The sequence below is a fragment of the Embleya sp. L77 genome (assembly GCF_055557415.1).
In genome coordinates this window covers 140,017-164,018 of the sequence record NZ_CM145709.1, presented here as the reverse complement: position 1 = coordinate 164,018, position 24,002 = coordinate 140,017, and the positions used below count along the sequence as shown (strand labels likewise).

The window sequence follows — 24,002 nt, the reverse complement described above, 5'->3', positions numbered from 1 at the left end:
CATTCGCCATCCGCCGCGCCGCGACCACCTCGCGGGATCGGGTGCGGTCGATCCTCGCGGCGCGGGTCGATTCCGGCACGGGCCCGGGTGTACCACCCGTCCTGTGCCGGACCCCGCGCCGTCGTCTCCCGGCGGCGAAGCGGCCGGAAGCAACGACGACACCTCGATCGGGAGTTCGACCATGTCGACCGACGCAAACACCCGCACCGCCGCGCCCGGCGCGGTACCGGCAGCCGAGCCGGAGGCGGACCGGCACGCCCTGATCCGCATGCTCATCGTGGTCTCCGGCATGTTCATGATCACGTTGGACTTCTTCGTGGTCAACGTGGCCATCCCGTCCACCCGCGCGGACCTGCACGCAAGCTCCGCGGCCGTCGAGTTCATCGTCTCCGGATTCAGCCTCGCCTACGCCGCCTGCATGCTCACCGCCGGCCGACTCGGCGACCTGTACGGCAGGCGGCGGATGTTCGCCCTGGGCATGGTGCTGTTCACGGTCGCCTCGCTGGGCGGCGGCCTGGCACCGGACTCGGGCGTACTGATCGCCGCCCGGGTGCTCCAGGGCGTCGGCGCGGCCGTGATGACCCCGCAGATGCTGGCCATCCTGAACACCTCGTTCACCGGCCCGCAACGCGTGCGTGCGTTCACCGCGTTCGCACTGTCGATGGGCATCGGCGCCACCTTCGGTCAACTCATCGGCGGGGTGCTGATCCACCTGGACATCGGCGGCCTGGGCTGGCGCACCATCTTCCTGATCAACGTGCCGATCGGCCTGGCCTCGCTGGTACTGATGCGCCGCTTCATCCCGGAGTCGCACGGCTCCGGTCGGCTCGGCCTGGACCTGCTCGGCTCACTGCTCGGCTCGCTCGGCCTCCTGGCCATCGTCTTCCCGCTGGTCGAGGGCCGCGAACAGGGCTGGCCGGCGTGGTCGTGGGCATGCCTGGCGGCCTCGGTCCCGCTGCTCGCCGGGTTCGCCGTCCGCCAGCACCGACTCGAACAGCGCGACCAGGCACCACTGATCTCGCTGACCCTGTTCCGGGAACGGGCCTTCTCCGTCGGCGTGCTGATCATCCTGGGCTTCTTCGCCGCGATGGCCTCCTTCATGCTCGTGCTCGCGCTCTACCTCCAGGACGGCCACGGCCTGTCGCCGCTGACCACCGGCGTGGTCTTCGGAGCCCTGGGCATCGGCTACGTCCCGGCCGCGTTCGCCGCACCCGCGCTGGGCGCCCGACTGGGCAAGCACGTGCTGACCCTGGGCGCACTGGTGGTCGCGGCCGGATACGGCCTGCTGCTCGCCGCCGTCGCCGGGATCGGCGTCGACGGACCCTCGGCGTGGGTGATGCCCGGACTGTGCGTGGCCGGCATGGGCATGGCGCTGTTCATCAACCCGGTGACGCCCACCGTGCTCGCCGGGGTCTCGCCCAGCCACGCCGCCGCCGCGGCCGGAGTGTTGTCCACCGCGCAGGAATGCGGCAACGCGCTGGGCGTGTCCGCCATCGGCGTGGTGTTCTTCGGCGTGCTGGGCGACGGCCACTCGCTCGCCTACGCGCACGCCTTCGAATGGAGCGTGGCGGTCCTGGCCGGCTTCACCGTCGTGGTGGCGGGCCTCGCCCAACTCCTGCCCGGGCCCGCCGCACAGGAGAGCTGATCGACCTCGGCCCGGTGGCGCAGGACACCCCCACCGGGCCGACGGTCCGCCACCGCACCCGCTCGGCTCGCCCCGCTCGCACCGCAACCGTGCGATCGGCTCCACTCTTTTGCGTGAGGAGGCACGATGACCGACACGACCCAGGACACGACGATCCCGACCTGGCCGATGCCCCGATCCTGCCCGCTGCTGCCCCCCGACCGGTACGCCGAGCTGCGCGAGGAACCGCCCAGGCAGGTGCGCCTGGACGACGGCACCCTGGCCTGGCTCGTGACGCGCTACGCGGACATGCGCGCGGCCATGCTCAACCCCTCGCTCAGCGTCGACATCACGCTGCCGGGATTCCCGCTGCGCCTGCCGCTCCCGCCCGACCCGCTGCTGCACTCGTTCCTGCGGCTGGACCCGCCCGAACACACCCGGGTACGGCGCATGGTGATGCCGGAATTCAACAACACGGCCGTGGACGGATATCGGCCGGCCGTACGCGAACTCGTGCAGGGCCTGCTGGACGCCGTGGCCGAACAACCGCAGCCGGTGGACCTGCTGCCCGCATTCGCCTTTCCCATTCCGGCGCTGATGATCGCCCGAATACTCGGTGTACCGGAACGGGATCTGGACGCCTTCCAGGAACAGAATCTGGCGCTGACGCGATGCGATCTGCGCAATGCGGATGCGGTGGACGCGTTCGGCGCCCTTTCCGAATATCTGGAAGGGCTGGTCCGGGACAAGGAACGTGAACCATCCGACGATCTGATCAGTCGCCTGGTGCATTTGCATGTGGCCAAGGGCGAGTTCGGGCGGGACGAACTCGTGGCAATGGTCTTGCTGCTTCTGGTCGCGGGCGCGGAGACCACGGCCAGCCAGATCGCGTTGAGCGTCCTGACCCTGCTCCGGCACCCGGAACAGATCCAACCCATGCTCGAACAGCCCGGCCGGCTGGGCAAGGTGATCGACGAACTCCTGCGCTACTGGTCGATCTCGCAGGACAACCAGGTCCGGGTCGCCAAGCGGGAAACCACCCTGGGCGGCGTGCCGATCCGGCCGGGCCACGCGGTGGTCTTCGCGATCTCCGCCGCGAACCACGACGACAGCGTGTTCACCGACGCGGCCCGCTTCGACCCGGACCGGGACGCCCGGCACCACCTCGCGTTCGGACACGGCACCCACTTCTGCCCCGGCGCGGCCCTGGCCAAGATGGAGATGGAGATCGCGCTGCCCGCGCTGTTCCGCAGGTTCCCGAACCTGCGCCTGGGTGCCGACCTGGCCGATCTCTCGTTCCGCTACGACACGGTGGTCTACGGCGTCAACGAACTCCCCATCACTTGGTGATCGACCGGCGGTTCCCCGACCGCCGCACCGGACCGACGGCCCCGCCAGGCGGTCAACCCCCGAGACCGCACGCCGGGGCCGTCCTCCACCCACCTCGCCGGCAGCCCCATGCCCCGCGCCCGTGCCCGCGTGCCCGCGCGGGACCGCGTTCCCCGCCGGCGCACACCCGCCACCCGATACCCCGTTCACCATGCGCGCCGCCGCCCGGGTATCGACAATGGAGCCAGGCGGGCCGGAGGATGCCCGCCGGGAGGACGAGGTAGGGACCAGTGACGGTGACCACGACCCCGCGCCAAACACAGCCCATCGGCGACCTGCTGCGCCAGTGGCGCAAACGCCGCCTGCTGAGCCAACTGGAACTGGCCACCGCGGCGGAGATCTCCCCGCGCCACCTGAGCTTCATCGAGAACGGCCGCTCCGGCCCCAGCCGGGACATCGTGCTGCGCCTGGCCGAGGCCCTGGGCCTGGAACTACGCGAACGCAACCCGCTGTTACTCGCCGCCGGGTATGCCCCCGTCTACCACGAGACCAGCCTGGAGGCCCCGCACATGGCGGCCGTGCGAGCCATGCTGCGCCAAGTGCTCGCTGCGCACGAGCCGTTCCCGGCCGTGGTCCTGGACCGGTACTGGAACCGGGTGGAAGCCAACGAGCCCGCCCTGCTCTTTCGCATCGGCGTCTCGGACGAACTGCTGCGCGAGCCGGTAAACCTGCTCCGCCTGAGCCTGCACCCCCAGGGCCTGGCCCCGCTGATCGCCAACCTCGGCGAATGGCGCGCCCACCTGCTCAGCAGGCTGCGCCAGCAGGTGACGATGACCGCCGATCCGGACATCATCAAGCTCTACGACGAACTCGTCGGCTACCCCTGCGACCAGCCGGAGCCCAAGGTCGAACTCCCCGGCCCCGGCGACATCGCCATCCCGCTCCGCCTGCACCACGACGGCCGCATCCTCACCTTCTTCAGCACCATGGCCACCTTCGGCACCCCGCTGGACATCACCGTCGCCGAGTTGGCCATCGAGTCCTTCTACCCGGCCGACCCGGAAACCGCGGAGGTCCTGCGCACCACCAAGTGGTAGCCGCGGCACCGGCACCACCGCGTCACGCCGGCCCCGCGCCGCCGACCACCTGCGCCGGGTCCAGGCCCGCCACCACCACGTCGGCGCGCCGACGCCACGTGTAGCGGTCCAGGACCTGCCGCCGCGCCTCGTCGCCGAGCGAACGGCGCAACTCGTCGTCGCCCACCAGTTCGAGGACGGCGTCCGCCCACGCGGGCGGATCCGCGGGCGGGCGGATCAGGCAGTTCACCCGATCCGTCATCACCTCGTGCAGGACCGGCAGGTCGGAGACGACGATCGCCCGCCCGTGGGACATGTACTCGAACAACTTCATCGGAGACGTCCACCGGCCGGTCTCGCCGAGCCTGCCGGTGAGATACACCTTCTCCTCGTACGGCGCCAGGACCACATCGAACAGCGGGAAATAGCCGGGCAGTTCCGCGGGCGGCCGATGCCCGTGGAAGTACACGTTGGCAAGCGCACAGGGCTGCTCCCACCGATCCCGGTCCTCGGGTGTGCCGCCGACCAGGTGGAAGTCCAGGCCCGGGAGCCGCTCGGCGAGGTCGAGGATCAGATCGATGCCGCGCCCGTCGTACAGATGCCCGACGTAGCCGACCCGGGGCACCCCCGCCCGGCCCGGCAGCCGCACCGGCTCGGTCGCGGGGCGGGGCGGGTCGGCGCAGTCGGGCGCGACCAGCACGGCCGCCGGATCCAGCTGCGGGTAGGTCGCACACAGGTCGCGGGCGAGCGCGTGCGTGATCACCACGACCCGGGCCAACCGGGGCTCGGCGAGCAGCCGTTGCTCGGTCTCGGGCGGGGAGAGGTCCGTCCGGATCTGGTGCACCTCGTACACGAACGGTGCCACGTCGGCGGCCACGGCGAGGCAGTACGGATCGCGCCCGAAGATCAGATCCGGAACGCCGTCGCGGATCAGCAACTCCCGCACCCGCTCGGCGCGCTGCCGGTATCCGGCGGGGGAGTGGTCCGGTGCCGCGACGGTACGGATGGGGAAGCGGTGGCGGACCCCGTAGTACGCGTACGCGTCGTCGGCCGGATAGGTGCCGGGGGCGGCGTAGAGGGTGATGTCGTGCCCGGCCGAGGCGAACGCGTCGCACATGCGCATGACATGGACGTTGTTGGCCCAGTAGGAGGGGATGCTGCCGCCGTGCAGGTAGGCGATGCGCATGCCGCCCTCAGCCCTGTACCGGAGCCGGCGGGCACAACCCACGACGGGCATCGGGAATCGTTCGGGTCGGTGCGATGGGGGTGGGGCTCATCGGCGTCTCCTCGTCCTGGGCGGTGGTGATCCGGCGGTGCCGGCGTGCGCCCGGGGCGGCGGCGCCGGGACATCATCACCGGTGATCACCGCGTTGCCAAGAGTGACGCGCGGACAACGGCGAGAACCGGTCGATACCACTCGACCCGGGCAACTCGCGGGGCGTGCGAAGACCGGTGCCCGACCCGGACCGCGAGGCGGGACACCTGACCCACCCGCCCCGGACGCGGGAACCCCAGAACGTCCGGATCCGGGTGTCGCGGCGGCGGACGGAACCCACCACCCGGGCCCGACCCGCCCCCGAGGTGCCGGATCGTGCCGTCGTCGGCGGTTCTCCCGCCGCATTTGCCTCACCGGGCAGAACTTGCCTCGTTGTTTCCGGCCATTGTTCGTCCGACGCACGGCACCTCGGCGGTCCGGATGAGCTGTTGACAGGCCGGGGCGGATGTGGCCGGCGTTCGCGCCTGCCGCCAAAACGGCTGCCGACCCGCTCGGTTCGGGACGAAGCAGGGTCGTCCCCGCGAGATACAAGACCGTTTCCGGCTGTACCGACTCGGCTCCCTGCGCAGCGCAACCATCGGCTACTCCTTGTGCCGATCGTCGTTGCACGCCCACGATGGCGCTTCCGGTCGTCCTCGTCGACGGCGGGGGAACCGGCGATCCGAAGGGAGTCCGATATGCACGACGACATCGAACTTGTCCCGGAAGAAGAACTGCCCGAGCTGGCCTTGATGATCGACCTCCCCAGCTGAGGCAACGCCACCGTGGACGACGGGCCGGACGATCCGGCCCGTCGAACACCCCGCATCGGGATCACGAGAGGTACTCGCCATGCGAGTGGAACCAGATGCCGGGCAAAGCGCCGAGGAACGCGCGGTCCTGGCGCGCATGACGCAAACGATCCTGGCCCGAGCCGACCTGACCACCACGCCGCGGGAATCGACACACCCGGCCGTCATCGAGACGGCACACGTCGCCCAGCGAGTCCTGCACGCCGAACCACCCGACCCACAACGCCTGGAAGCGCTGGGTCGCATGCTCGAACGCGCCAGAGCCGACATCGCCGACCCGCCCCCCGAACTCGCCTGGCCCGTCGACCTCGTGGCCCCGCGGGCGCATCTGCAACGCAGCGTGGCCCGGGCCCTGAAGGCCATTCCGAAGCGGGACGACGACACCACGACCGCGCCCGCCTCGACCGTGGTCGCCTGGCGCGACGCGGACACCGACATCGTCCGCGAGACCGCCGGCCTGCTGGCCGAGATCTGGCCCGAGGCAAGCGCGGAAATCGGCGAAATCCTGGTGCAGATCGCGCTGTTGGACGGCGCGGCGATCGACGGCTTCACCGACTTCGGCGTGCACGGCGCGGTGTTCATCCGACGCGACCGGCTGGACCGAAGCGCCCACGGACTGCCCGGCCCGATCCGGTTGGCCGAGGCCCTCGTCCACGAGGGAACGCACACTCGCTGCAACGCCGCCACGGTCGCCGCCGAGCCCTTCCTGCGTCGCCTCGCCGAAGACAACGGCCCACTCGTCGCCACCCCGCTGCGCGCCGATCCGCGGCCGCTCACCGGCCTGTTCCAACAGGCGGTGGTGCTGGCCCGGAGCGTGCTGTTGTACCGGCGGCTGCTGGACGCAGGTCCGGCGGCGACCACGACGGAGGCGGCCAACGCCATCCGATCCCGGCACGACCTCCTCGCCCGCTCCGCGATCGACGCCGTGGGCACCCTGCGCGAGCACCGCTGCGCGCTCACCGAGCACGGGCTGTCCGTCCTGGAGCAGGCCGCCGACGTCGCCCGGACGCACGCGTGACGCCCGCGCCCGGGTGGGACCCACAGGTGTTCAGCCCCTACGACCGCGGGCCCGACATCGTCATCGCGCGCATCGCCGCCCGCTCGCCGCAATTCGACGCCGTCTGCGCGGCCGGCGAACGACCGGTCGTCGTCGGCAGCGCCGCGGGACACCGCCGCGAACAGGTGGTGACGAGCGCCCGCGGCGAACTCCTGGAGCGTGTCGGCAACATCCTGGCCGGCCGCGAGGCCGAGGCGAACGACGCGGCGCTGGTGGCCGGCTACGCCGAGCTGCGCCGCCGCGGCATCCCCGCTCTCGACCCCGCCGCCGCGACCCCCGACGGCTTCGCGCACACCACGCCCCCGGACGCCGCCCGCAGCACCCGACGGCTGTGGGTGCTCGGGCGCCGGGCGGACACCGGCGCCGAGATCCATGTGCCCGCCGGCGCGGTCTTCCTGCACCATCGCCCGCCCACGGGCTGCGACCCGGGCCCGGGCGTCGGCTCGACCGGCCTCGCCGCGCACCCCGACCCACAGGCCGCCGCGGACCACGCCGCCTGGGAAATCCTCGAACGCGACCTGATCCGCCGCAGCTGGTACGGCCTTTCGCAGGCCCCCACCTCGCTGCCCACCGGCGAACCACCCGATCCCCTGGCCAAGCTCCTGGCCGAACTCGACGTCACCGCGAGCGTCCTGGACGTCCCGGCCACCCCCGGTGCCCGCTGCGTCGTGGTCTGCCTGCACGCCCCCGACGGCACCGGTCAGACCTTCGGAGCCCGCTGCGGCCCCGACACCGCCATCGCGCCGCTGATCGAGAAGGCGGCCTACGAGGCCCTCATGGTGCGCTGGAGCATGAGCAGCCCGGTGGCCGTGGACACCTGGGCCCGCGGGTGGGGGAGTCACCCGCCACGGACCGCCGTACAACACGCCCTGTGGGCCTACCACCGCCAGGACAGCCTGACTCTGTGGACCAGCCGCACCCTCGACGCCCCCGGCGACCCCACACCGCCGCGGCAGCCTGCCGGGCGTGCGACCGCCGACGCCGCGACGGTGCCGGCGCATCGACCCGGGCTCACCGCACTCGCCGCCCACACCGACCGCGAGGTCATCCTCGTGGACACCACGGCCGGCCCCGCCCGCGCCCTCGGCAGCACCGTCATCCGGGCCATCGCCCCGGGTGCGGGCGCCCTGCCCACCGGGCCGGCGCCCGAACAGCACCCACGGAAGACGTCGGCCCCGCACCCGTTCGGCTGAGCCGACGCCCCCCGACCTCCGATCCCCGTCCCCCGACCCCGATCCGCCGCGAGCCGAGGAGCCGCCATGCCCAGGACCGACAGTCCGCCCGCCCGAAGCCCCCGTCCGGCCGGCGCGATGCCCGACCCCGGCGGCGGCGCCGAGCTGCGATCCGCGGGCGCCGCGGAGCCGACCGGCCCGGGCTACGCCGACACCCATGCGGCGGACTACGACCGGTGGTTCGGCAAACCCGGGATCACCGGAGCGACCGTGCAGGCCCTCGCCGACCTCGCCGGCGCCGGACCGGTACTCGAACTCGGCATCGGCACCGGCCGGATCGCCCTACCGCTCGCCGAACGCGGCCTGCGCGTGCACGGCATCGACGCCTCCGAAGCGATGATCCGGCATCTGCGCGGCAAGCCCGGCGGCGCCGAAATCACGGTCACCATGGGCGACTTCGCCGACGTGGCCGCACCCGGCCCGTTCTCGCTGATCTACCTCGCCGGCGGCACCTTCTTCGAACTCCCCGACCGTCGGGCCCAACAGCGTTGCCTCGCCGCCGCCAGGGCCCGCCTGCAACAGCCCGGCGGAGTCTTCGTGTTCGACGCCCACCTTCCCGAAGCCCTCGCGGTCGCCGCCGCATCCGGCATCCCCGAGGTCGTCGCCGAAACCGACGAACACCTCATCCTGTGCCACCGCCGGATCGACCCGTCCACCCAGACGTACCACTCGCATTACCTCATCCACGAGGCCGACCGCACTCGCCACCTGCGCGTCTCGTTCCACTACGCATCCCCCGGCGAACTCGACCTGCTGGCGCACCGGGCGGGCCTGCGGCTCAAGCAACGCCTGGGCTCCTGGGCGGGTGCCCCCTTCACCCGGGACAGCACCTACCACGTCTCCGTCTACGCACCCGCCACCCCGGAGCAACCGTGACCCACCCGGCCCCCGACCCCCGCACCCCCACCGCCACCTCCGGCGGCGACGCGACCTCGCCGACGCGAACGCAGTCGCCCGATACCTCCGGTGGCGAGCCGAATCCCGAACGGGGAACGCGGGCGACCGCCGCCTCCGGGGACGACTCGATGTCGCTGCCGCGATCGCAGCCGCCCGTCAGCTCCGGCGGCGATCCCACCCCCGAGGCGCCAACCCACTCCGCCCCCGGCGAGGTCTTCCCCTTCCCGCACCGCGACGGGCTCGACCCCATCCCCGAGTTCGCCGCCCTGCGCCGGGACGCGCCGTGCGCCCGGATCCGACTCCCCAGCGGTGACCGGGCCTGGCTGGTCACCCGCTACGCGGACGTGCGCCTCGTCCTGGGCGACCCGCGCTTCAGCCGCACCCGCGCCACCCGGGGAAGCGGCCCGCGGATGGCGAACGTCCCCACGCTGGCCGACTCGATCCTGGCCGCCGACCCACCCGAACACACCCGGCTGCGCAAACTCGTCGCCGCCGCCTTCACCGCCCGCCGCGCCGAGGCCATGCGACACGACATCGCCCGCCTGGTCGACGGCCTGCTCGACACGGTCACCGCGCACGGTCGCCCGGCGGACCTGGTGCCCCTGTTCACCCGACCGCTGCCACTGGCCGTCATCTGCGACCTCCTCGGCACCCCCCGGCGCGACGGCGACCGGCTGGATGCCTGGTGCGACGCGCTGCGCAGCCTCACCGCGATCCCCGACGCCGCCGTCACCCACGCGGTCGCCGAGATGACCGGCTACATGGCCGACCTGATCGCCGACAAGCGCCGACACCCGGCCGACGACATGCTCAGCGTCCTGATCTCCGCCCGCGACGACGAGGACCGCCTCACCGAGGACGAACTGATCTCCTTCTGCGTCGTCCTGCTCGCCGGTGGCTACGGCACCACGTCCGACCGCCTGTCCGGCATGATCCACCTGCTCCTGGACGCCCCCGAGCGCTACCGGCACATCCTCGACAGGCCCGAGACCATCCCCACGGCCACCGAGGAACTCCTGCGCTACGCGCAGACCAACGTCCAGGCCAACCTTCGCGTGGCCACCGAACCACTGACCCTCGCCGGCGTCGAGATCGCCGAGGGCGACGCCGTGATGGCGATCAACTCGTCCGCCAACCACGACGAATCCGTCTTCGACGCCCCCGAACACCTGGACCTCACCCGAACCCCCAACCCCCACCTGGCCTTCGGTCACGGAGTGCACCACTGCGTAGGCGCCCAACTCGCGCGCGTGCAGCTCCAGGAAGCACTCGCCGCGCTGACCCGCCGCTTCCCGACCCTGCGCCCCGCAGCACCCGCCACCTGGAAGTCCGGCCTGAAGACCCGAGCCCCCCGAACCCTCCCGGTCACCTGGTGACGCCGATGCCCACCCCGATGCCACCGGTTCCACCCCCGAACACGCCCGCCGCGGACCCCACCCACGGGCACATCGAGATCGACCTCGACCTGTGCATCGCCTCGGGCATCTGCGCGGCCACGGCCCCCACCCACTTCGCGAAGGGTGCCGACGGCCGGCCCCGGATACGCCCCGACGCCCCGCCCCCGACCGCCCAGGCCGAAGACGCCGCCGCGCTGTGCCCGGTGGAAGCCATCACCCTCGCCCGAGCCGACGCCCCGCGTGCCGATACGCCGCGTCCCCACGCCCCGCGCCCCGAAACCCGGCATCCCGACACCCCGTAGCCGCCACCGAAGCAGACCCGACCGCCGCAGCGCAGGCCGGGGAACCGCACCGTCCGGGAGCCGTCTTTGCCGCATACCCCTCTCACGCCGAATCCGCCCACGCCGAATCCGCCCACGCCGAATCCGCCCACGCCGAACCCGCCCACGCGGAGCGCGCGTTCGCGGCCTCCGCGTGGGCGGCCCGAATCAGCGCTTGCGCTTGAACTCGTACACGGTGGCGCGCGCCGCACAATCACGCGGCGGAATCATCTCCACCCGCAGGACACCCGTACGCCGGTCGTAGTCGTCGCCCTCGGTCTCGAAGTCGGCCGGAGCGCCGGGGCATGCGCTCAGCAGGGGCAGCGCGCCGAGCGAAGTGACGTGCCCGGTCACCGTCTTGCCGTTCAGTGCCTTCTTCAACTCGATCTGCAGCAGCGGCTTGGCCACGGGGAACAACTTCGCGTCGGAGTCGTCCGACGCACACACCAACCGCTTCGCGTCCAGGAACGTGCAGCCCTGGATGTCCTTGACCGGCCGATCCAGCTCGATGGTCGCGGCGAGCGGGAGGGTGCCGCCGGTCTGCGGCGTGGACCCATTCAGCATCGGCGTGGGGAAGACGAGCAGCCGATTCATCGTGTCCCACTCGCCGGAGACGAGCCAACGAGAGTCGGGGGACACCGCAGCGAAGGAGTTGTTCATCGCCTCACCCGCAGCCAAGGGGTGCACGTACTCGTAGGCGTCGCCCGCCGGCGTGGTCACCCGGAACATCTTCGCGGTCGCGTCCCCACCGCCCTGATAGGCATCGAACACGTAGCCGCGCGAGGAGTCCGGGTCACCGATGTGCCCCCAGCCACGCGCCCGCACGTCCGCCGGAATCGAGGTGTTCCCGGCGTAGTACGTGTAGGGCTTCCCGCCGTGCGGCCGCACACCGGCCAACCCCTGGGCCTGGGACTGCGCATCGATCTCGTACTTTCCGACCGGCTTCCACCCGGCGACCGCGGACGGGAACGCCGCCCCCGCGCCTTCGGCACCCGCAGCCTCCGCCGCGTGCGCGGTACCCGCGAGTCCGCCGCCGGCACACAGCGCGACACACACCGCGCCGACCGACGCTCCTCGCCGTACCGCCCGCAAACCCTTCGCGACCAGTCTCATACCCACCGAACTCCTCAACCGCGCCGATCCCGAACCAATGTGTCCGAACGCCAAGACCATGACGCAGAACTGTGTCCGCCAGACGCCCCCCACCTGAACACCCCCGAACCAGTTCCCAACGTTCCGAAACGCCCCCGACCCGCCGGCGCGGTGTGTGTGCGTGGGGTCGAGGGCTCACCGACCATGGGGGAGGGCCGGCCGCCCAGCCGTTTGTTCGTTCGTCCGTCCGTTCGTCCGTCGTGCCGAGGGAGAGAAGGCCCATGACGCGCAGGGGTTCACATTCGAGTGCCCAGAAGGGTCATCCGTTCGGGCGTCGGCCCACAGGTGGGTGGGCCGACGTGGTGTGGGACTGGTCCAAGTCCGGTACCCGCCATGCGGCCCGGAACCGGTTGCTACGGCGACTGCCCGGTGTCGGGTCGGCGACGGCATACCGGTTCGGGCTGGTGGAACGGGCCCACTACGCCTACGGCGTGCGCCGGGCCACCGAATCGGCCGCGCGCCTGGGGCATCGCGGCGTGACGGTGGTGGAGTTCGGGGTGGCCGGCGGCAACGGGCTGCTGGCGCTGGCCGAGCACGCCCGCTACTACGCCGCCGCCACGGGCGTCACGGTGCGGGTGGTCGGCTTCGACGGCGGAGTGGGCATGCCGCCGGCCAGGGACCCTCGGGATCTGCCCTACCTGTTCGGCCCCGGCTTCTACGCCATGGACCACGACCGCCTACGCGCCCGGCTGGGCGAGGCGGAGCTGGTGATCGGCGACCTCGCCCACACACTGCCCGACTACCTGGACACCCACGCGCACGAACTGCACGATCACCCGGTCGGGTTCGTCGCCCTGGACCTGGACCACTACACCTCGACGACAATCGCACTGGAACTCTTCCGTCGCCCCGGCCACGAACACCTGCTGCCCCGGGTCACCTGCTACCTCGACGACCTCCCGGGCACCATCGAGCACATCGGCGAGGCCGCCGCGATCGCCGACTTCAACACCGCCCACCCGGACCGAGCGATCGGCCGAGTCCTGGGCCTGCGCGCCTTCACCCCCTTCGACCCACCCTGGGCCGACCAGATCTACGTCCACCACCGCCTGAACCACCCGGACTACGCAACGCTGGAAGCCGGCGCCACCGGTGACCAACTCCCGCTCGCACCCTGACAATCGGAAAAATCCGGCACGGCAAAACCGCGGCATCACCACGACACCACCACTGTGCCCCGCCCGTTCCAACACTCCGATAACGCCCCCGAAGACGCCCTCGAAAGCGCCCCCGAAGACCCGAACCGGTCAGCGAACGACCCGGCCCCGGGGCACATCCGCGGGACCCATCGAGCACGGCTTCCTCGTGACGAGGAACGATGCGAGGCGCCAACCCGAGTGACGCCGACGCCGTCGTCGTACGAGGATGTCCACATGTCAGACACGAACGCCCCGCTGCCCCGTCGGCTAGCCGACCTGTACGTCGACCAGCTCATCGCCCTCGACCCGATCACCGGAACCTACCTCGGCGTGCCGGAGAGCTCCGCCAAGCTGCCCGATCTCTCCCCGGCCGGACGGGAGACGCGCGCCGACCTCGCGCGGGCCACGCTCGCCGAGCTTGCCCGAGCCGAGCAGCAGCCGGGCGCGGACGGCGACATCGAGCGGCGCTGCGCCCGACTGCTCCGCGAGCGGTTGACCGCGGAACTCGCGGTGCACGATGCCGACGAGGGCATGCGTACCGTCGGCAATCTCGGCACGCCGCTGCACGACGTCCGCGAGGTGTTCTCCGTGACGCCCGCGGAGACCGTCGAGGACTGGGCCGCGATCGCGGCGCGTCTGCGTGCGGTGCCGGACGCGCTCGAGGGCTATCGCGCGTCGCTCGCCCTCGGCCTGGAGCGCAAGTTGTACGCGGGTCCGCGCCCGACCGCGACGTGCATCACCCAGCTCGGCGAATGGGCCGACACCGACGGCAACGGCCGCGGCTGGTTCGAGGACTTCGCCGCCGACGGCCCGGACGCCCTGCGCACCGAACTCGACGAGGCCGGACGCGCCGCCACCGCCGCCGTCGCGGCACTGCGCGACTGGATGCGCGACGTGTACGCCCCCGCCGTCGCGGACGCCCCCGACACCGTCGGGCGCGAGCGGTACGCCCGTTGGTCGCGCTTCTTCAACGGCACGGACTTCGACCTGGACGAGGCGTACGCCTACGGCTGGGCGGAGTTCCACCGCATCCTCGGCGAGATGCGCGAGGAGGCCGAGAAGATCCTCCCCGGCGCCGAGACGCCCTGGGTCGCACTCGCCCACCTCGACGAACACGGCACCCACATCGAGGGCGTCGACGAGGTACGGGCATGGCTGCAGAGCCTGATGGACCAGGCGATCGACCACCTCGACGGCACCCACTTCGAACTCGCCGAGCGGGTACGCAGGGTCGAGTCGTGCATCGCCCCGCCCGGGAGCGCCGCCGCGCCGTACTACACGCCGCCGTCGGAGGACTTCACCCGCCCGGGCCGCACGTGGCTGCCGACCATGGGCCGCACCCGCTTCCCGGTCTACGACCTGGTGTCGACCTGGTACCACGAGGGCGTCCCCGGCCACCACCTCCAGCTCGCGCAGTGGACCCACATCGCCGGCGACCTGTCCCGCTACCAGGCCACGGTCGGCGCGGTGAGCGCCAATGCCGAGGGCTGGGCCCTGTACGCCGAACGCCTGATGGACGAACTCGGCTTCCTCGCCGACGCCGAGCAGCGCCTGGGCTATCTCGACGCCCAGATGATGCGGGCCACCCGGGTCATCGTCGACATCGGCATGCACCTGGAACTGGAGATCCCCGCGGACTCCCCGTTCCATCCCGGCGAGCGCTGGACCCCCGACCTGGCACAGGAGTTCTTCGCCGCGCACAGCAGTCGCCCCGCCGACTTCGTCGAGAGCGAACTCACCCGCTACCTGACCATCCCCGGCCAGGCCATCGGCTACAAGCTCGGCGAACGCGCCTGGCTGCTGGGCCGCGAGAACGCCCGCCGCGCCCAGGGTGCCGCCTTCGACCTGAAGTCGTGGCACATGGCCGCCCTGTCCCAGGGTTCGCTGGGCCTGGACGACCTCACCGACGAACTCTCCTCGATCCCCGCCTCACCGACCCCGTCATCGGCATCCCCCCGGCCCACCCGGTAACGCCGCAGCCGGTGGCGTTGCCGGGGTAAACCCCCTACACCGGCAACGCCCCGGCACTCGCGGGGACTCCGGGTCGAGCCGTGATCCACCAAACGCTGCCCGGAGGCGGGCCGGGCATCAAGGCACGCCGTGCGCTCACGCCTGTGCTGTGGCTGCCTCGGCGGCTCGTTCGAGGAGGTGTTGTTCCTCGTCCGACGTGAGCGGGACCTCCAGGACGCGCAACCAGTGGGCGAGTTCGCCGTCGCGGAGGGGTCGGTGCTCGGTGGGCGCATCGGCCCGGCGGACCGTGAGCGTGGCGTGGGTGACGGTGACGTGCCGGTCGGGCAGGTGGCGGGTGACCATCAGCGTGCGCTTGAAGTGGGACGTCGGATGGGTGCTCGTGTAGTGGTGACCGATCTCCACGTCCACCGGCAGCACGCCCAGTTCGTCGGTGGTGTGCATCATCAGCCAGCCGTTGTCGCGCCAACGACGCATCTGCCACCCCCCGTCGGCGTGGTCGATCCGGTAGCGCCAACCGAGGTGGTCGTCCTGCGTGCCGTGCGCCAACGGGATCGGGCGCAGCACGCTCATCCCGAATCCCGGGTCGCACAGCAGTCGCTGCCCGTCCAGCACGACCTCGACGACCATGTGGGTCCGGCCCTGGAGGCTGCCGTCCGCCGGATCGCCGACGCGCCCGAGATGCCGGCGGACGTCGTAGCCCAGCCGCTCCAGCACGGCCGCGAAGAGCGTCGAGTGCTCGAAGCAGTAGCCGCCCCGACCCCGGCCCACGAACTTCTCCTGCACGGCCGCCAGGTCCACTGCGCCGGGCTGCCCGAGGAACACGTCGATGTTGTCGAACGTGAACGTCCGGACGTGCGCCTCGTGCAACTCGTCCAGCGCCTTCCGCGCCGGTGCCCGCGCCGGAAGGCCGAGCCGCGCGAGGTAGCCGTCGAGGTCGACGCCGCCCACCTGCCAAAGGTCAGTACTCACGCACTCAGTCAACCAGTGCCCGGCTCGCGCCTGTATCGAGGGTGCCGGCGAGTGCCTCGGCGGCGTTTCGCGTTTCGGGTCGCGGCCGGTGTGCAGCGCACAACGTCCTTGTCACGGGCGAGGGTTCGCGGTCGGGATGGCCGGCGGGCTGCCGTTGAGGACCGGTCGGGTCGGCATCGATGTGCGTGGCACCTCGAAGCGGGCGAGCCGGGTGTACGGGGCGAGGCATTCCGGCGGGGCACTGCGGTCGGGGAGGCGCACGTCGAGGGTGAGCCGGCTCCCGTGTGCGTACAGCCGGGCGCCCTCGGGGTCGAGACAGCCCGCGTCGACGGTCACGGTGACCACGACGTTGCGGGCGAAGTCGGTCGCGGGGGCGGGTTCCGCGGGGCGCTTGGTCGGGTTGCCGGCGAATACGCGGGCCAGGACGTCCGCGTCCTGTGTCGCCGATTCGGCGACGGCGAACACCTTGGGGAGGCCGCGGGCGTCGGCGAAGGAGACGGTCCGCGTGTCGAGGCGGCCGTCGGTGGGGGTGGCGGGGGCGCCGGTGCCCGGTGGTGTGGTGTGCGGGGTGGTCGGCATCCCGGTGGGGGTGGCGGCGGGTGGGGTGACGGTTGGGGTGACGGGAGGGGTGACCGGTGTTTCGGACGCCGTCCGGATCGGTTCTCCCGCCGTCGGCTCGTCGTCGTCACCGCGTGCGAGCAGGAACCACAGCCCGACCCCGATGCAGACGGCGGCGATCAGCGCGGCGATGACGACGTAGGTCGTCCGTGCGGTGGGTGGTCGCTCATTCGACTCGGCCATGGTGATGTGACGTCGGCGCCCGGCGTCCGGTTCCCGTGTTGACATGCTCGCCGTAAGAACGCCACGGGGCACCGCACCGGCCGGTGGTGGAGGACGGTCCCGACGGCTCACCGGGGGTTGCCGGGTGGGTCGGTGGCGGGAGATCGCCCCCGGCAGGGCGGGCCCGGCACGGGTGCCCATCGGCGATTACCCGCCCGCGTCGATCGCGGTGAGCTGGAATCCGTGTCCGAGGAACACCGTGCCCGCGCCGGCCGTCAGGACCGGGGTGACACCGGCTCCGGTCAGGGCCGGGAACGGGTGCTTCCACCGGGTCGTCCCCGTGGCCGCGTCGACCGCCCACAGCGTTCCGGTGCCGGCCGCGACGTACACGTTGCCGAAGTCGTGACGAACCCAGACGTCTCCCGTCGCGAACACCGGCAACCTCGTGGACCCGCCGGGTATCGAGCTGCGCCAGCGCAGTGCGCCCGTCTTCGCGTCGAGGCAGAACAGCGCGGTCTGCGTGGTGGCGAAGACCGTGCCGCCGTCCGCGTCCGAGGTGCAGTGGGTGGTACCAGCAGCACCGCCGTGACATCCTCACCCGATTCCCGCCACCGTGTGCCGCGTGTGCGTGTGTCGACGGCCCACACGAAACTTCGGGGCGTTCCGCCGCCGGAGGGTTCGATGCTGCCGGAGACGAACGCGGTGTCGCCGACGAGTCCGGCGACGGTCTGCGGATACCACTCGGCCGCCGGGACCTCCGCCGACCACAGGAGTTTTCCGGTCGTGATGTCCAGGGCGTGCAGGCCCCTGACGGGCGGCGACCCGGCACGCCCGCAGAAGTGGAGGACGCCGTTGCGGACCACGCCGGGCCGGTGCTTGGACCCGACGGCGGCCGCCGCTCTGATCGGTGCCCAGCGGACTTTGGCGTTCAGGTCCAGGCCGGTCGCGTCGAGCAGGCCGAAGCCGACCAGGACGTCGCCGCTCAGGACGAGGCCGGTGCACTCGGCGGCGAGGTCCGGCATTTTGTGGACGACAGCGTCGGGCGCGGTGAGCGGCGTCGTCCGGAGGGCGGCCGGGGTGCTCGTCGGACCGGGCCCGGATGCGGTGTTGCGGCCGGCGGGTTTGCCGCCGCCGTTCGGCGTCAGCAGGACGGCCGCGGCGACACCCCCGGCCACCGCGACGGTGCCCGCGGCGCCGACGAGCAGTGCGCGGCGACCGATCGTGCGGGCACCCCGAGTCGATGGCTGCGCCGACAGCGCGGACGGGGGCCACGGGAACGGCGGTACCGGAGGTGTCCGCACCGGCGGGGCCGGCGGTATCGGTGGTATGTGCCCGGGCGGAGGCGCGGGAGCGGTGAGGATCGACGCGCGGACCGCCAGGATGTCGGCGGTCGGCGCCGTGGGCAGCCAACTCCCGGCGGGCACGTCCACGCCGTGCTGTTCGATGTCCGCGACCACCTGGGCCGGATCGGGCCGCGTCGCGGGGTCCTTGGCCAGGCAGCGCAGGATCAGCGCGCGAAGCGGCTCGCCGAGTCCGGCCAGCGGCGCGTGGTCCGGCTCGGTGCCGGCGACGCGGAACATCAGCGCGGCGGCGTTGCCGCTCCCGAACGGTGGCAGACCGGTCGCGGCGAAATACGCGGTGGCGCCCAGCGAGAAGACGTCGCTGATCGGGGTGAGCGGCCGGTCCAGCGCCTGCTCGGGCGACATGTACCCGGGCGAGCCGACCACCGCGCCGCTGCGGGTGTGCGAGGTTCCCTCCACCGCCCGCGAGATGCCGAAGTCGATGACGTGCGGTCCGTCCAGCGCGAGCAGGACGTTCGACGGCTTGAGGTCGCGGTGGATCAGGCCGGCGGCGTGCACGTTCCCGAGCGCCTCCGCCAGCCCCGCGACCAGCATGCGCAGCGATGCCTCGGGCAGCGCCCCGTGCCGGGCGACCCGCGGTGTGCAGGGGTATGCCGGGCACGAACGCCGTAGCCATCCAGGGGACCGGAGCGTCCGGGTCGGCGTCCACGACCGGGGCGGACCACCTTGACCGCGACGGTGCGGCCGCCGGCCGAACGCCCCAGGTACACCTTGCCCATGCCACCGGCGCCGAGCCGGCCGAGCACGGCGTACGGTCCGATCCGCCGCGGATCGGCGCTCGACAACTCCATGGTTCCCCTCTTTTGCGGCGGCTGGCCACAATACCTACTCGATGATCATCGTGCGCCGTCCGCACCGGGGAGCCCGACCGACCCGGGGATGTCGGGTGGAGCGCGAGGGGGCGGGGCCGGCGCACGGCCGTGCCGCGGCCGCGCCCGCGGAGCTTGCGGGCCGCGAGGGCGGCCGTGACCTACGCGGCGAGAGTGACGAGTTGGTAGGTGCTCTTCCCGGCCAGCCACAGGCCCAGCAGCAGCGACAGGACGACGATCGCCTGGTCCTGGTGGGTGTCGATGGCCGTGCGCAGCCACTCGAGTCGTTCGTGTGCCCTGGTCGGTGCGAACGTCGCGTACAGCTCCATCGCGAGCACACTGGCCGTGGCGAGCAGGAAGTAGCCCATCAGGACCAGGAACGTGACGGCCGAGGACAGGTCCGCGTTCATCACGGTGGCACCTCCGGCGGCGACCATCGCCCAGGGTTGCAGCAGGACGGCGAGACCGGCGGCGGTCCATCCGGACACACGATCCAGCCGTGCCATCCACTTGGGAGTTCCTCGGGAGCGCGTGACACCTCGGCGTCGTTTGTGCTCGCCGTAGGCGACGAGCGCGAGGCCCAGGACCAGCTTGACCACCAGACCCGCCGCCGAGGGCGAGCTGTGGCGCGCCGGCGGCTCGCCCCCGGTCAACAGCACCACCACGGCGACGACCAGGACGAGTTCCGCGAGCCAGGTGAGGATGAAGACGAGTCCCTTCAGCAACCCCCGGTGTGCGGACAGCAGCAGGATGAACGCGGAGTTGTGCAACGGTCCCAAGGTGATGGCCGTGCCGATGAGGACGAGATCGAGGACCATGGCTGCCCTTTACGGGGGTGACGCGGACTCGTCGAGCAGGCTTCTCGGCGCAGTCCGTCCGGGCTGACGAAGCGTGTTCTTCACGGAGGACCCGGACGGAGGATCCGGGGTGGTCGTCGAGTGTGCCCCCTCCGGTCGCGTCCCAGACCTCGTTTCCGAACACGGGGCCCACCGTGTCGCGTGCCGCAACGGCCATCCCCGCCCGTGGCGTAATCGGCGGGGGGCCTCGTGCGGGCGACCAGGCGCCCGGGCAACCCGGTGCACCGCGGCGGGTGCGCGCCGCGTCTTCGGCGGCGGCGATACTGCCATCCGGCTGACATCGCGGTGGGTCGGGCCGGTGCCTGCCCGGGTCGCTGGGACGATGCGTGCATGGCTACTGGCACGGGAAAGCCGGGGCATTCCGCCGGCGCGGGCCTGGTCCTGTTGCCGCTTGTGGCGGGGCAGTTCCTGATGGCGCTGGACAGCTCCGTCATGAACGTCTCGATCGCGACGGTGGCCGAGGACGTGGGCACGACGGTAACCGGGATCCAGGGCGCGATCACGGCCTACACGCTCGTGATGGCGATGCTCATGATCCCCGGCGGCAAGCTCGGCGGGCTCATCGGCCGCAAACGCGCGTTCATGATCGGTTGCGGTATCTACGGCTGTGGCTCGCTGACCACGGCGCTCGCCCCGAACCTGCCGGTGCTGCTGCTCGGGTGGGCGTTCCTGGAGGGGGTGGGGGCGGCACTGATCCTGCCGGCGATCGTGGCGCTGGTGGCCGGCAACTTTCCGGTGGAGCGCCGTCCCTCCGCGTACGGGCTCGTCGCGGCCGCGGGGGCCGCGGCGATCGCGGTGGGGCCGCTGATCGGTGGCGTGGCCACGACGTACTTCTCCTGGCGCTGGGTCTTCGCCGGCGAAGTGGTCATCGTGCTGGTGATCCTGGTGCTCGCCGGCCGGATCACCGACGCGCCGACCGGGGCGCGATCGCGCATGGACCTCGTCGGGGCGGTGCTGTCCGCCGGTGGGCTCGGGATCTTCGTCTTCGGCGTGCTCCGGTCGGCCGAATGGGGGTGGTTCCGGCCCAAGCCGGACGCGCCGGCCTGGCTCGGGGTCTCGTTGGTCGTCTGGCTCATGCTGGCCGGCCTGGCCCTCATTCGGCTCTTCCTGTTCTGGGAGGCCCGCCTGTCCGCACGGGGCAGGGAGCCGCTGGTGGACCCGTCCATGCTGCGCAATCGGCAGCTCACCGGCGGCTTGACGATGTTCTTCTTCCAGTACCTGGTGCAGATGGGCGTGTTCTTCGTCGTACCGCTCTACCTGTCGGTCGCCCTGGGCCTGTCGGCGCTGGCGACCGGCGCACGCATCCTGCCGCTGTCGCTCACGCTGCTGGCCGCCGCGATCCTGATCCCGCGGTTTTTGCCCGACATCTCGCCGCGGCGCGTGGTACGGATCGGGATCCTGGCACTGCTCGCAGGCGCGGTGGCCCTGATGGCCGCGCTCGACGCGGACGCGGGCGCCGAGATCGTCACCGTGCCCCTGCTGCTGATCGGACTGGGCATGGGCGCGTTGGCGTCGCAGCTGGGATCGGTCACCGTGTCCGCGGTGCCGGACGAGCAGAGCACGGAGGTCGGCGGCGTCCAGAACGCGGTCACCAACCTCGGCGCCTCGATCGGCACGGCCCTCGCCGGATCGATCCTGATCGCCACCATGACGACGTCGTTCCTGACCAACATCGAGAACAACCCGGCGGTCCCGGCCGCGGTCACGAGTCGGGCGAGCGTCGAACTCGAGGGCGGCGTGCCGTTTCTGTCGGACGACCAGCTCAGGTCCGCGCTCACCAAGGCGGGCACGGCACCGGAGGTGGCGCAGGCCGCCGTCGACGCGAACACCGCGGCCAGGCTCGATGGGCTGCGCGCCGCACTCGCCGTCCTGGCCTTCACCGCGCTGCTCGCCATGTTCTTCACCGGGAGGATCCCCAGGGTTCAGCCCGGTTCGGCAAAGCGGTGAGGCGGGCCGGACCCGCCCTGCCTTCCGACGCCGTGGTGGTCAATGCCCCAGCGCCGCTTTGGCGGCGACGATGATCAGGCCGAGCACGAGGTTCACCGCGCCCTCGACCGCCACCTGACTGCGGTCGGCGCCGGCGGCGGCGGCTCCCAGGGACGCCCACAGGACCTGTTGGGCCACGGCGATGCCGAGGGCGAGCCAGGCGGTGGTGTTCAGGCCCAGCCCGAGGAGGGGGCTGACGGCGACGGCCAGGGCGGGCAGGGCGGCGGCTTCGACGATGGACCACTCGTGGGCCGCGACGCGGCGGACCTCCGCCCGGGTCCAGCGTTGGCCGAGCGTTCGTTCACCCACCAGGAGGGCGTAGACGTGCGCGGCCCAGAACACCAGGCCGGTGACGAGAAGCAGGAGAACGAGTTGGAGTCGCGGGTAGTCGCCCAGGGTTCCGGCGGTGGCCACCACGGAGGCCGCGAGCAGGGACCCGTACACGGCACCGGCGTAGTCGGTCCGGGGCGGGCGAGGCGCGCCGCGCTTCCGTGATCTCGCGGACGATCCGGGGGGACGGGGCACCTTTCCACGGTAGGAGGCCGGGGTGGGCGGCGCCTGTATACGACGCGCCGCGGCCGATCGGCTCACCCGTTCGCCGAATGCCCGACACCGACCACGCGGCAACCGGGACGGGACCGACGGCTCGCCCGGAGGGCGTAACCCAGGGTGCGCGCCGGCAACGGGCCGCCGACGTTCTACGTGGACGAGTTCCTTGCGCCCGCCCGGGCGTCAGTCGTTGTCCCGATCCTTCTCGGCTCGGCCGTGCACCGGGACGAGGAGGACGGGGGACCTGGCGTGGTGGAGGACGGCGTGGGTGACGCGGCCCAGGTTGGGGCCGAAGCGGCCGGTGTTGCGGTGGGCGGCGAGCACGACCAGGTCGGCATCGGCGCTCGCGGTGATCAAGGCGTGCGAGGGGGTGTCCAGGACGACGTCCTCGGTGACGGTGACGTACGGATACTTCTTGCCGAAGGGTGCGAGTACGGCGGCCGAGTCGGCCTGGGCCGCGGCCCGCCAGTCGTCCATGAGCCACATGGCCGGGACGAACCCGACGCCGCCGGCCGTCATCGCGGGGTAGCGCCACGCATGGACGGCCCGCAGGGGCAGGTGTCGGGCCTGGGCCTGGGCGAAGGCGGCCTCCAGGGCGGGGGCGCAGTCGTCGTCGGAGACGCCGACCACGATCGACTTCGGGACGCGGTCGGCGGTGGTCTCGTGATCGGGATGGACGACCAGCAGCGGGCATCGGGCCGTCGCCGCGACGGTGAGGCCGACCGAGCCGACCAGGAGGGCGGCGAAGCCGCCCATTCCTCGGCTGCCCACGACCAGGAGCGCGGCGCGGTCGGCCGCGGTTGCCAACGCGTCGATGGCGTCGGCGAGTTCGATCGTGGCGAGCACCGACAGGTCGCCGTGACGGGCACGGGCGCGGGCGGCGCCCCGGTCGACGATGGCGCGGGCGTTCTCGCGCAGTTGTCGACCGAAGCGGTCGTCCCCACCGGCGGCTTCGACCCATTCCAGCGCGTGCAGCACTTCCAGGGTGGTGTGCCGGCGTACGGCTTCGTCCGCGGCCAGGTCCACGGCACGTTCGGCACCGGGTGAGCCGTCGAATCCGACGACGACGTGGCCGCGGGGCGGAGTCGATGGCGCGGGCGATCCGGTGGTGGGGTTCGATGCCTGCTTCATGGCGGTCTCCTGTCGGACGGTGATCGTCGGGTCGGGCGCCGATCCTTGCCTCGGGTGCCCGGCTCGGCCCACGCTCAGTCGCGTTCGGCCGAGTCCGCGTGGTGCGTGGTGCGTGGTCGGGACGATCACCGGCGGGCAGCGGGCGTAATGGGTCAGTCCCCGGCCGACCGAGCCCGGCAGCAGGCCCGCGAAGTCGCCGCGACCGCGGGTACCGGCGATCAGGCACAGGGCGTGCTCGGCGGCCTTGCGCAGGACCTCGACCGGGTGTCCGACGGCGACCTCGCGGTGCACCGGCACGT

At 72.1% G+C, this 24,002-nt stretch carries 19 protein-coding genes and 1 pseudogene; 11 read left to right on the top strand and 9 right to left on the bottom strand.

The features are described 5' to 3' along the window. Positions 1-181: 181 nt before the first annotated feature. From ACZOOI_RS00665 to ACZOOI_RS00655, 3 genes are all read left to right on the top strand, one after another. Positions 182-1,645: an MFS transporter gene (locus ACZOOI_RS00665; RefSeq protein WP_465278871.1), complete on the top strand. Its 1,464-nt coding sequence runs from the start codon at positions 182-184 to the stop codon at positions 1,643-1,645. A 126-nt stretch (positions 1,646-1,771) separates the two neighbouring features. Beyond that, on the top strand, positions 1,772-2,974 hold the full coding sequence (locus ACZOOI_RS00660) for a cytochrome P450 (RefSeq protein WP_465278870.1): 1,203 nt from the start codon (positions 1,772-1,774) through the stop codon (positions 2,972-2,974). 275 nt (positions 2,975-3,249) lie between these two features. Beyond that, positions 3,250-4,050: a helix-turn-helix domain-containing protein gene (locus ACZOOI_RS00655; protein WP_465278869.1), complete on the top strand. Its 801-nt coding sequence runs from the start codon at positions 3,250-3,252 to the stop codon at positions 4,048-4,050. Positions 4,051-4,072: 22 nt separating this feature from the next. Here the strand turns inward: ACZOOI_RS00655 and ACZOOI_RS00650 are convergent, their stop codons facing one another. Then, positions 4,073-5,215 carry a glycosyltransferase family 4 protein gene (locus tag ACZOOI_RS00650; RefSeq protein ID WP_465278868.1) on the bottom strand — a complete coding sequence of 381 codons (1,143 nt, stop codon included), beginning with the start codon at positions 5,213-5,215 and terminating at the stop codon, positions 4,073-4,075. A 978-nt stretch (positions 5,216-6,193) separates the two neighbouring features. Between ACZOOI_RS00650 and ACZOOI_RS00645 the strand changes: the two genes are divergently transcribed. From ACZOOI_RS00645 to ACZOOI_RS00625, 5 genes are all read left to right on the top strand, one after another. After that, entirely contained in the window at positions 6,194-7,114 is a 921-nt protein-coding gene (locus tag ACZOOI_RS00645) for an aKG-HExxH-type peptide beta-hydroxylase (protein WP_465278867.1), read from the top strand. Next, the gene (locus ACZOOI_RS00640) at positions 7,111-8,346 is read left to right on the top strand and encodes a YcaO-like family protein (RefSeq protein ID WP_465278866.1); all 1,236 of its coding nucleotides are present in this window, start codon (positions 7,111-7,113) and stop codon (positions 8,344-8,346) included. Before ACZOOI_RS00645 ends, ACZOOI_RS00640 begins: the two co-directional genes overlap by 4 nt. 66 nt (positions 8,347-8,412) lie before the next feature. Continuing rightward, positions 8,413-9,261 (top strand): class I SAM-dependent DNA methyltransferase, encoded by an 849-nt coding sequence (locus ACZOOI_RS00635; RefSeq protein WP_465278865.1) that lies wholly within the window; start codon positions 8,413-8,415, stop codon positions 9,259-9,261. A gap of 149 nt (positions 9,262-9,410) precedes the next feature. Beyond that, a complete protein-coding gene (locus ACZOOI_RS00630; RefSeq protein ID WP_465278864.1) occupies positions 9,411-10,658 on the top strand; it encodes a cytochrome P450 in 1,248 nt (415 codons plus the stop codon). Between the two features lie 5 nt (positions 10,659-10,663). Continuing rightward, the gene (locus tag ACZOOI_RS00625; protein ID WP_465278863.1) at positions 10,664-10,981 is read left to right on the top strand and encodes a ferredoxin; all 318 of its coding nucleotides are present in this window, start codon (positions 10,664-10,666) and stop codon (positions 10,979-10,981) included. Between the two features lie 186 nt (positions 10,982-11,167). On the opposite strand, the gene ACZOOI_RS00620 is transcribed toward ACZOOI_RS00625, so the two are convergent. Further along, positions 11,168-12,112, bottom strand: coding sequence for a hypothetical protein (locus tag ACZOOI_RS00620; RefSeq protein WP_465278862.1), 945 nt, complete (start codon positions 12,110-12,112; stop codon positions 11,168-11,170). A 260-nt stretch (positions 12,113-12,372) separates the two neighbouring features. Here ACZOOI_RS00620 and ACZOOI_RS00615 point away from each other — a divergent pair, with 260 nt between their 5' ends. Both ACZOOI_RS00615 and ACZOOI_RS00610 read left to right on the top strand, forming a co-directional pair. Further along, positions 12,373-13,269, top strand: a complete 897-nt coding sequence (locus tag ACZOOI_RS00615) for a hypothetical protein (RefSeq protein ID WP_465278861.1) — start codon at positions 12,373-12,375, stop codon at positions 13,267-13,269. 255 nt (positions 13,270-13,524) lie between these two features. Beyond that, on the top strand, positions 13,525-15,261 hold the full coding sequence (locus ACZOOI_RS00610; protein WP_465278860.1) for a DUF885 domain-containing protein: 1,737 nt from the start codon (positions 13,525-13,527) through the stop codon (positions 15,259-15,261). 135 nt (positions 15,262-15,396) lie between these two features. Here the strand turns inward: ACZOOI_RS00610 and ACZOOI_RS00605 are convergent, their stop codons facing one another. The 5 genes and pseudogenes from ACZOOI_RS00605 to ACZOOI_RS00585 all read right to left on the bottom strand — a co-directional run bounded on the left by ACZOOI_RS00605 (position 15,397) and on the right by ACZOOI_RS00585 (position 19,998). Continuing rightward, positions 15,397-16,230 carry an arylamine N-acetyltransferase family protein gene (locus tag ACZOOI_RS00605; protein ID WP_465278859.1) on the bottom strand — a complete coding sequence of 278 codons (834 nt, stop codon included), beginning with the start codon at positions 16,228-16,230 and terminating at the stop codon, positions 15,397-15,399. A 111-nt stretch (positions 16,231-16,341) separates the two neighbouring features. Continuing rightward, complete coding sequence (locus tag ACZOOI_RS00600) at positions 16,342-17,031, bottom strand: hypothetical protein (RefSeq protein WP_465278858.1); 690 nt, start codon at positions 17,029-17,031, stop codon at positions 16,342-16,344. Positions 17,032-17,217: 186 nt separating this feature from the next. After that, entirely contained in the window at positions 17,218-17,520 is a 303-nt protein-coding gene (locus tag ACZOOI_RS00595) for an outer membrane protein assembly factor BamB family protein (RefSeq protein WP_465281324.1), read from the bottom strand. Between the two features lie 995 nt (positions 17,521-18,515). Beyond that, positions 18,516-18,905 (bottom strand): annotated as a pseudogene (locus ACZOOI_RS00590) (serine/threonine-protein kinase); the annotation flags it as partial. A gap of 436 nt (positions 18,906-19,341) precedes the next feature. Then, positions 19,342-19,998, bottom strand: a complete 657-nt coding sequence (locus ACZOOI_RS00585; protein WP_465278857.1) for a GAP family protein — start codon at positions 19,996-19,998, stop codon at positions 19,342-19,344. 369 nt (positions 19,999-20,367) lie between these two features. Between ACZOOI_RS00585 and ACZOOI_RS00580 the strand changes: the two genes are divergently transcribed. Continuing rightward, entirely contained in the window at positions 20,368-21,984 is a 1,617-nt protein-coding gene (locus ACZOOI_RS00580) for an MFS transporter (RefSeq protein WP_465278856.1), read from the top strand. A 39-nt stretch (positions 21,985-22,023) separates the two neighbouring features. On the opposite strand, the gene ACZOOI_RS00575 is transcribed toward ACZOOI_RS00580, so the two are convergent. Both ACZOOI_RS00575 and ACZOOI_RS00570 read right to left on the bottom strand, forming a co-directional pair. Continuing rightward, positions 22,024-22,467 carry a hypothetical protein gene (locus ACZOOI_RS00575; protein WP_465278855.1) on the bottom strand — a complete coding sequence of 148 codons (444 nt, stop codon included), beginning with the start codon at positions 22,465-22,467 and terminating at the stop codon, positions 22,024-22,026. Positions 22,468-22,755: 288 nt separating this feature from the next. Next, positions 22,756-24,000 (bottom strand): universal stress protein, encoded by a 1,245-nt coding sequence (locus ACZOOI_RS00570; RefSeq protein ID WP_465278854.1) that lies wholly within the window; start codon positions 23,998-24,000, stop codon positions 22,756-22,758. Between the last annotated feature and the right edge of the window lie 2 nt (positions 24,001-24,002).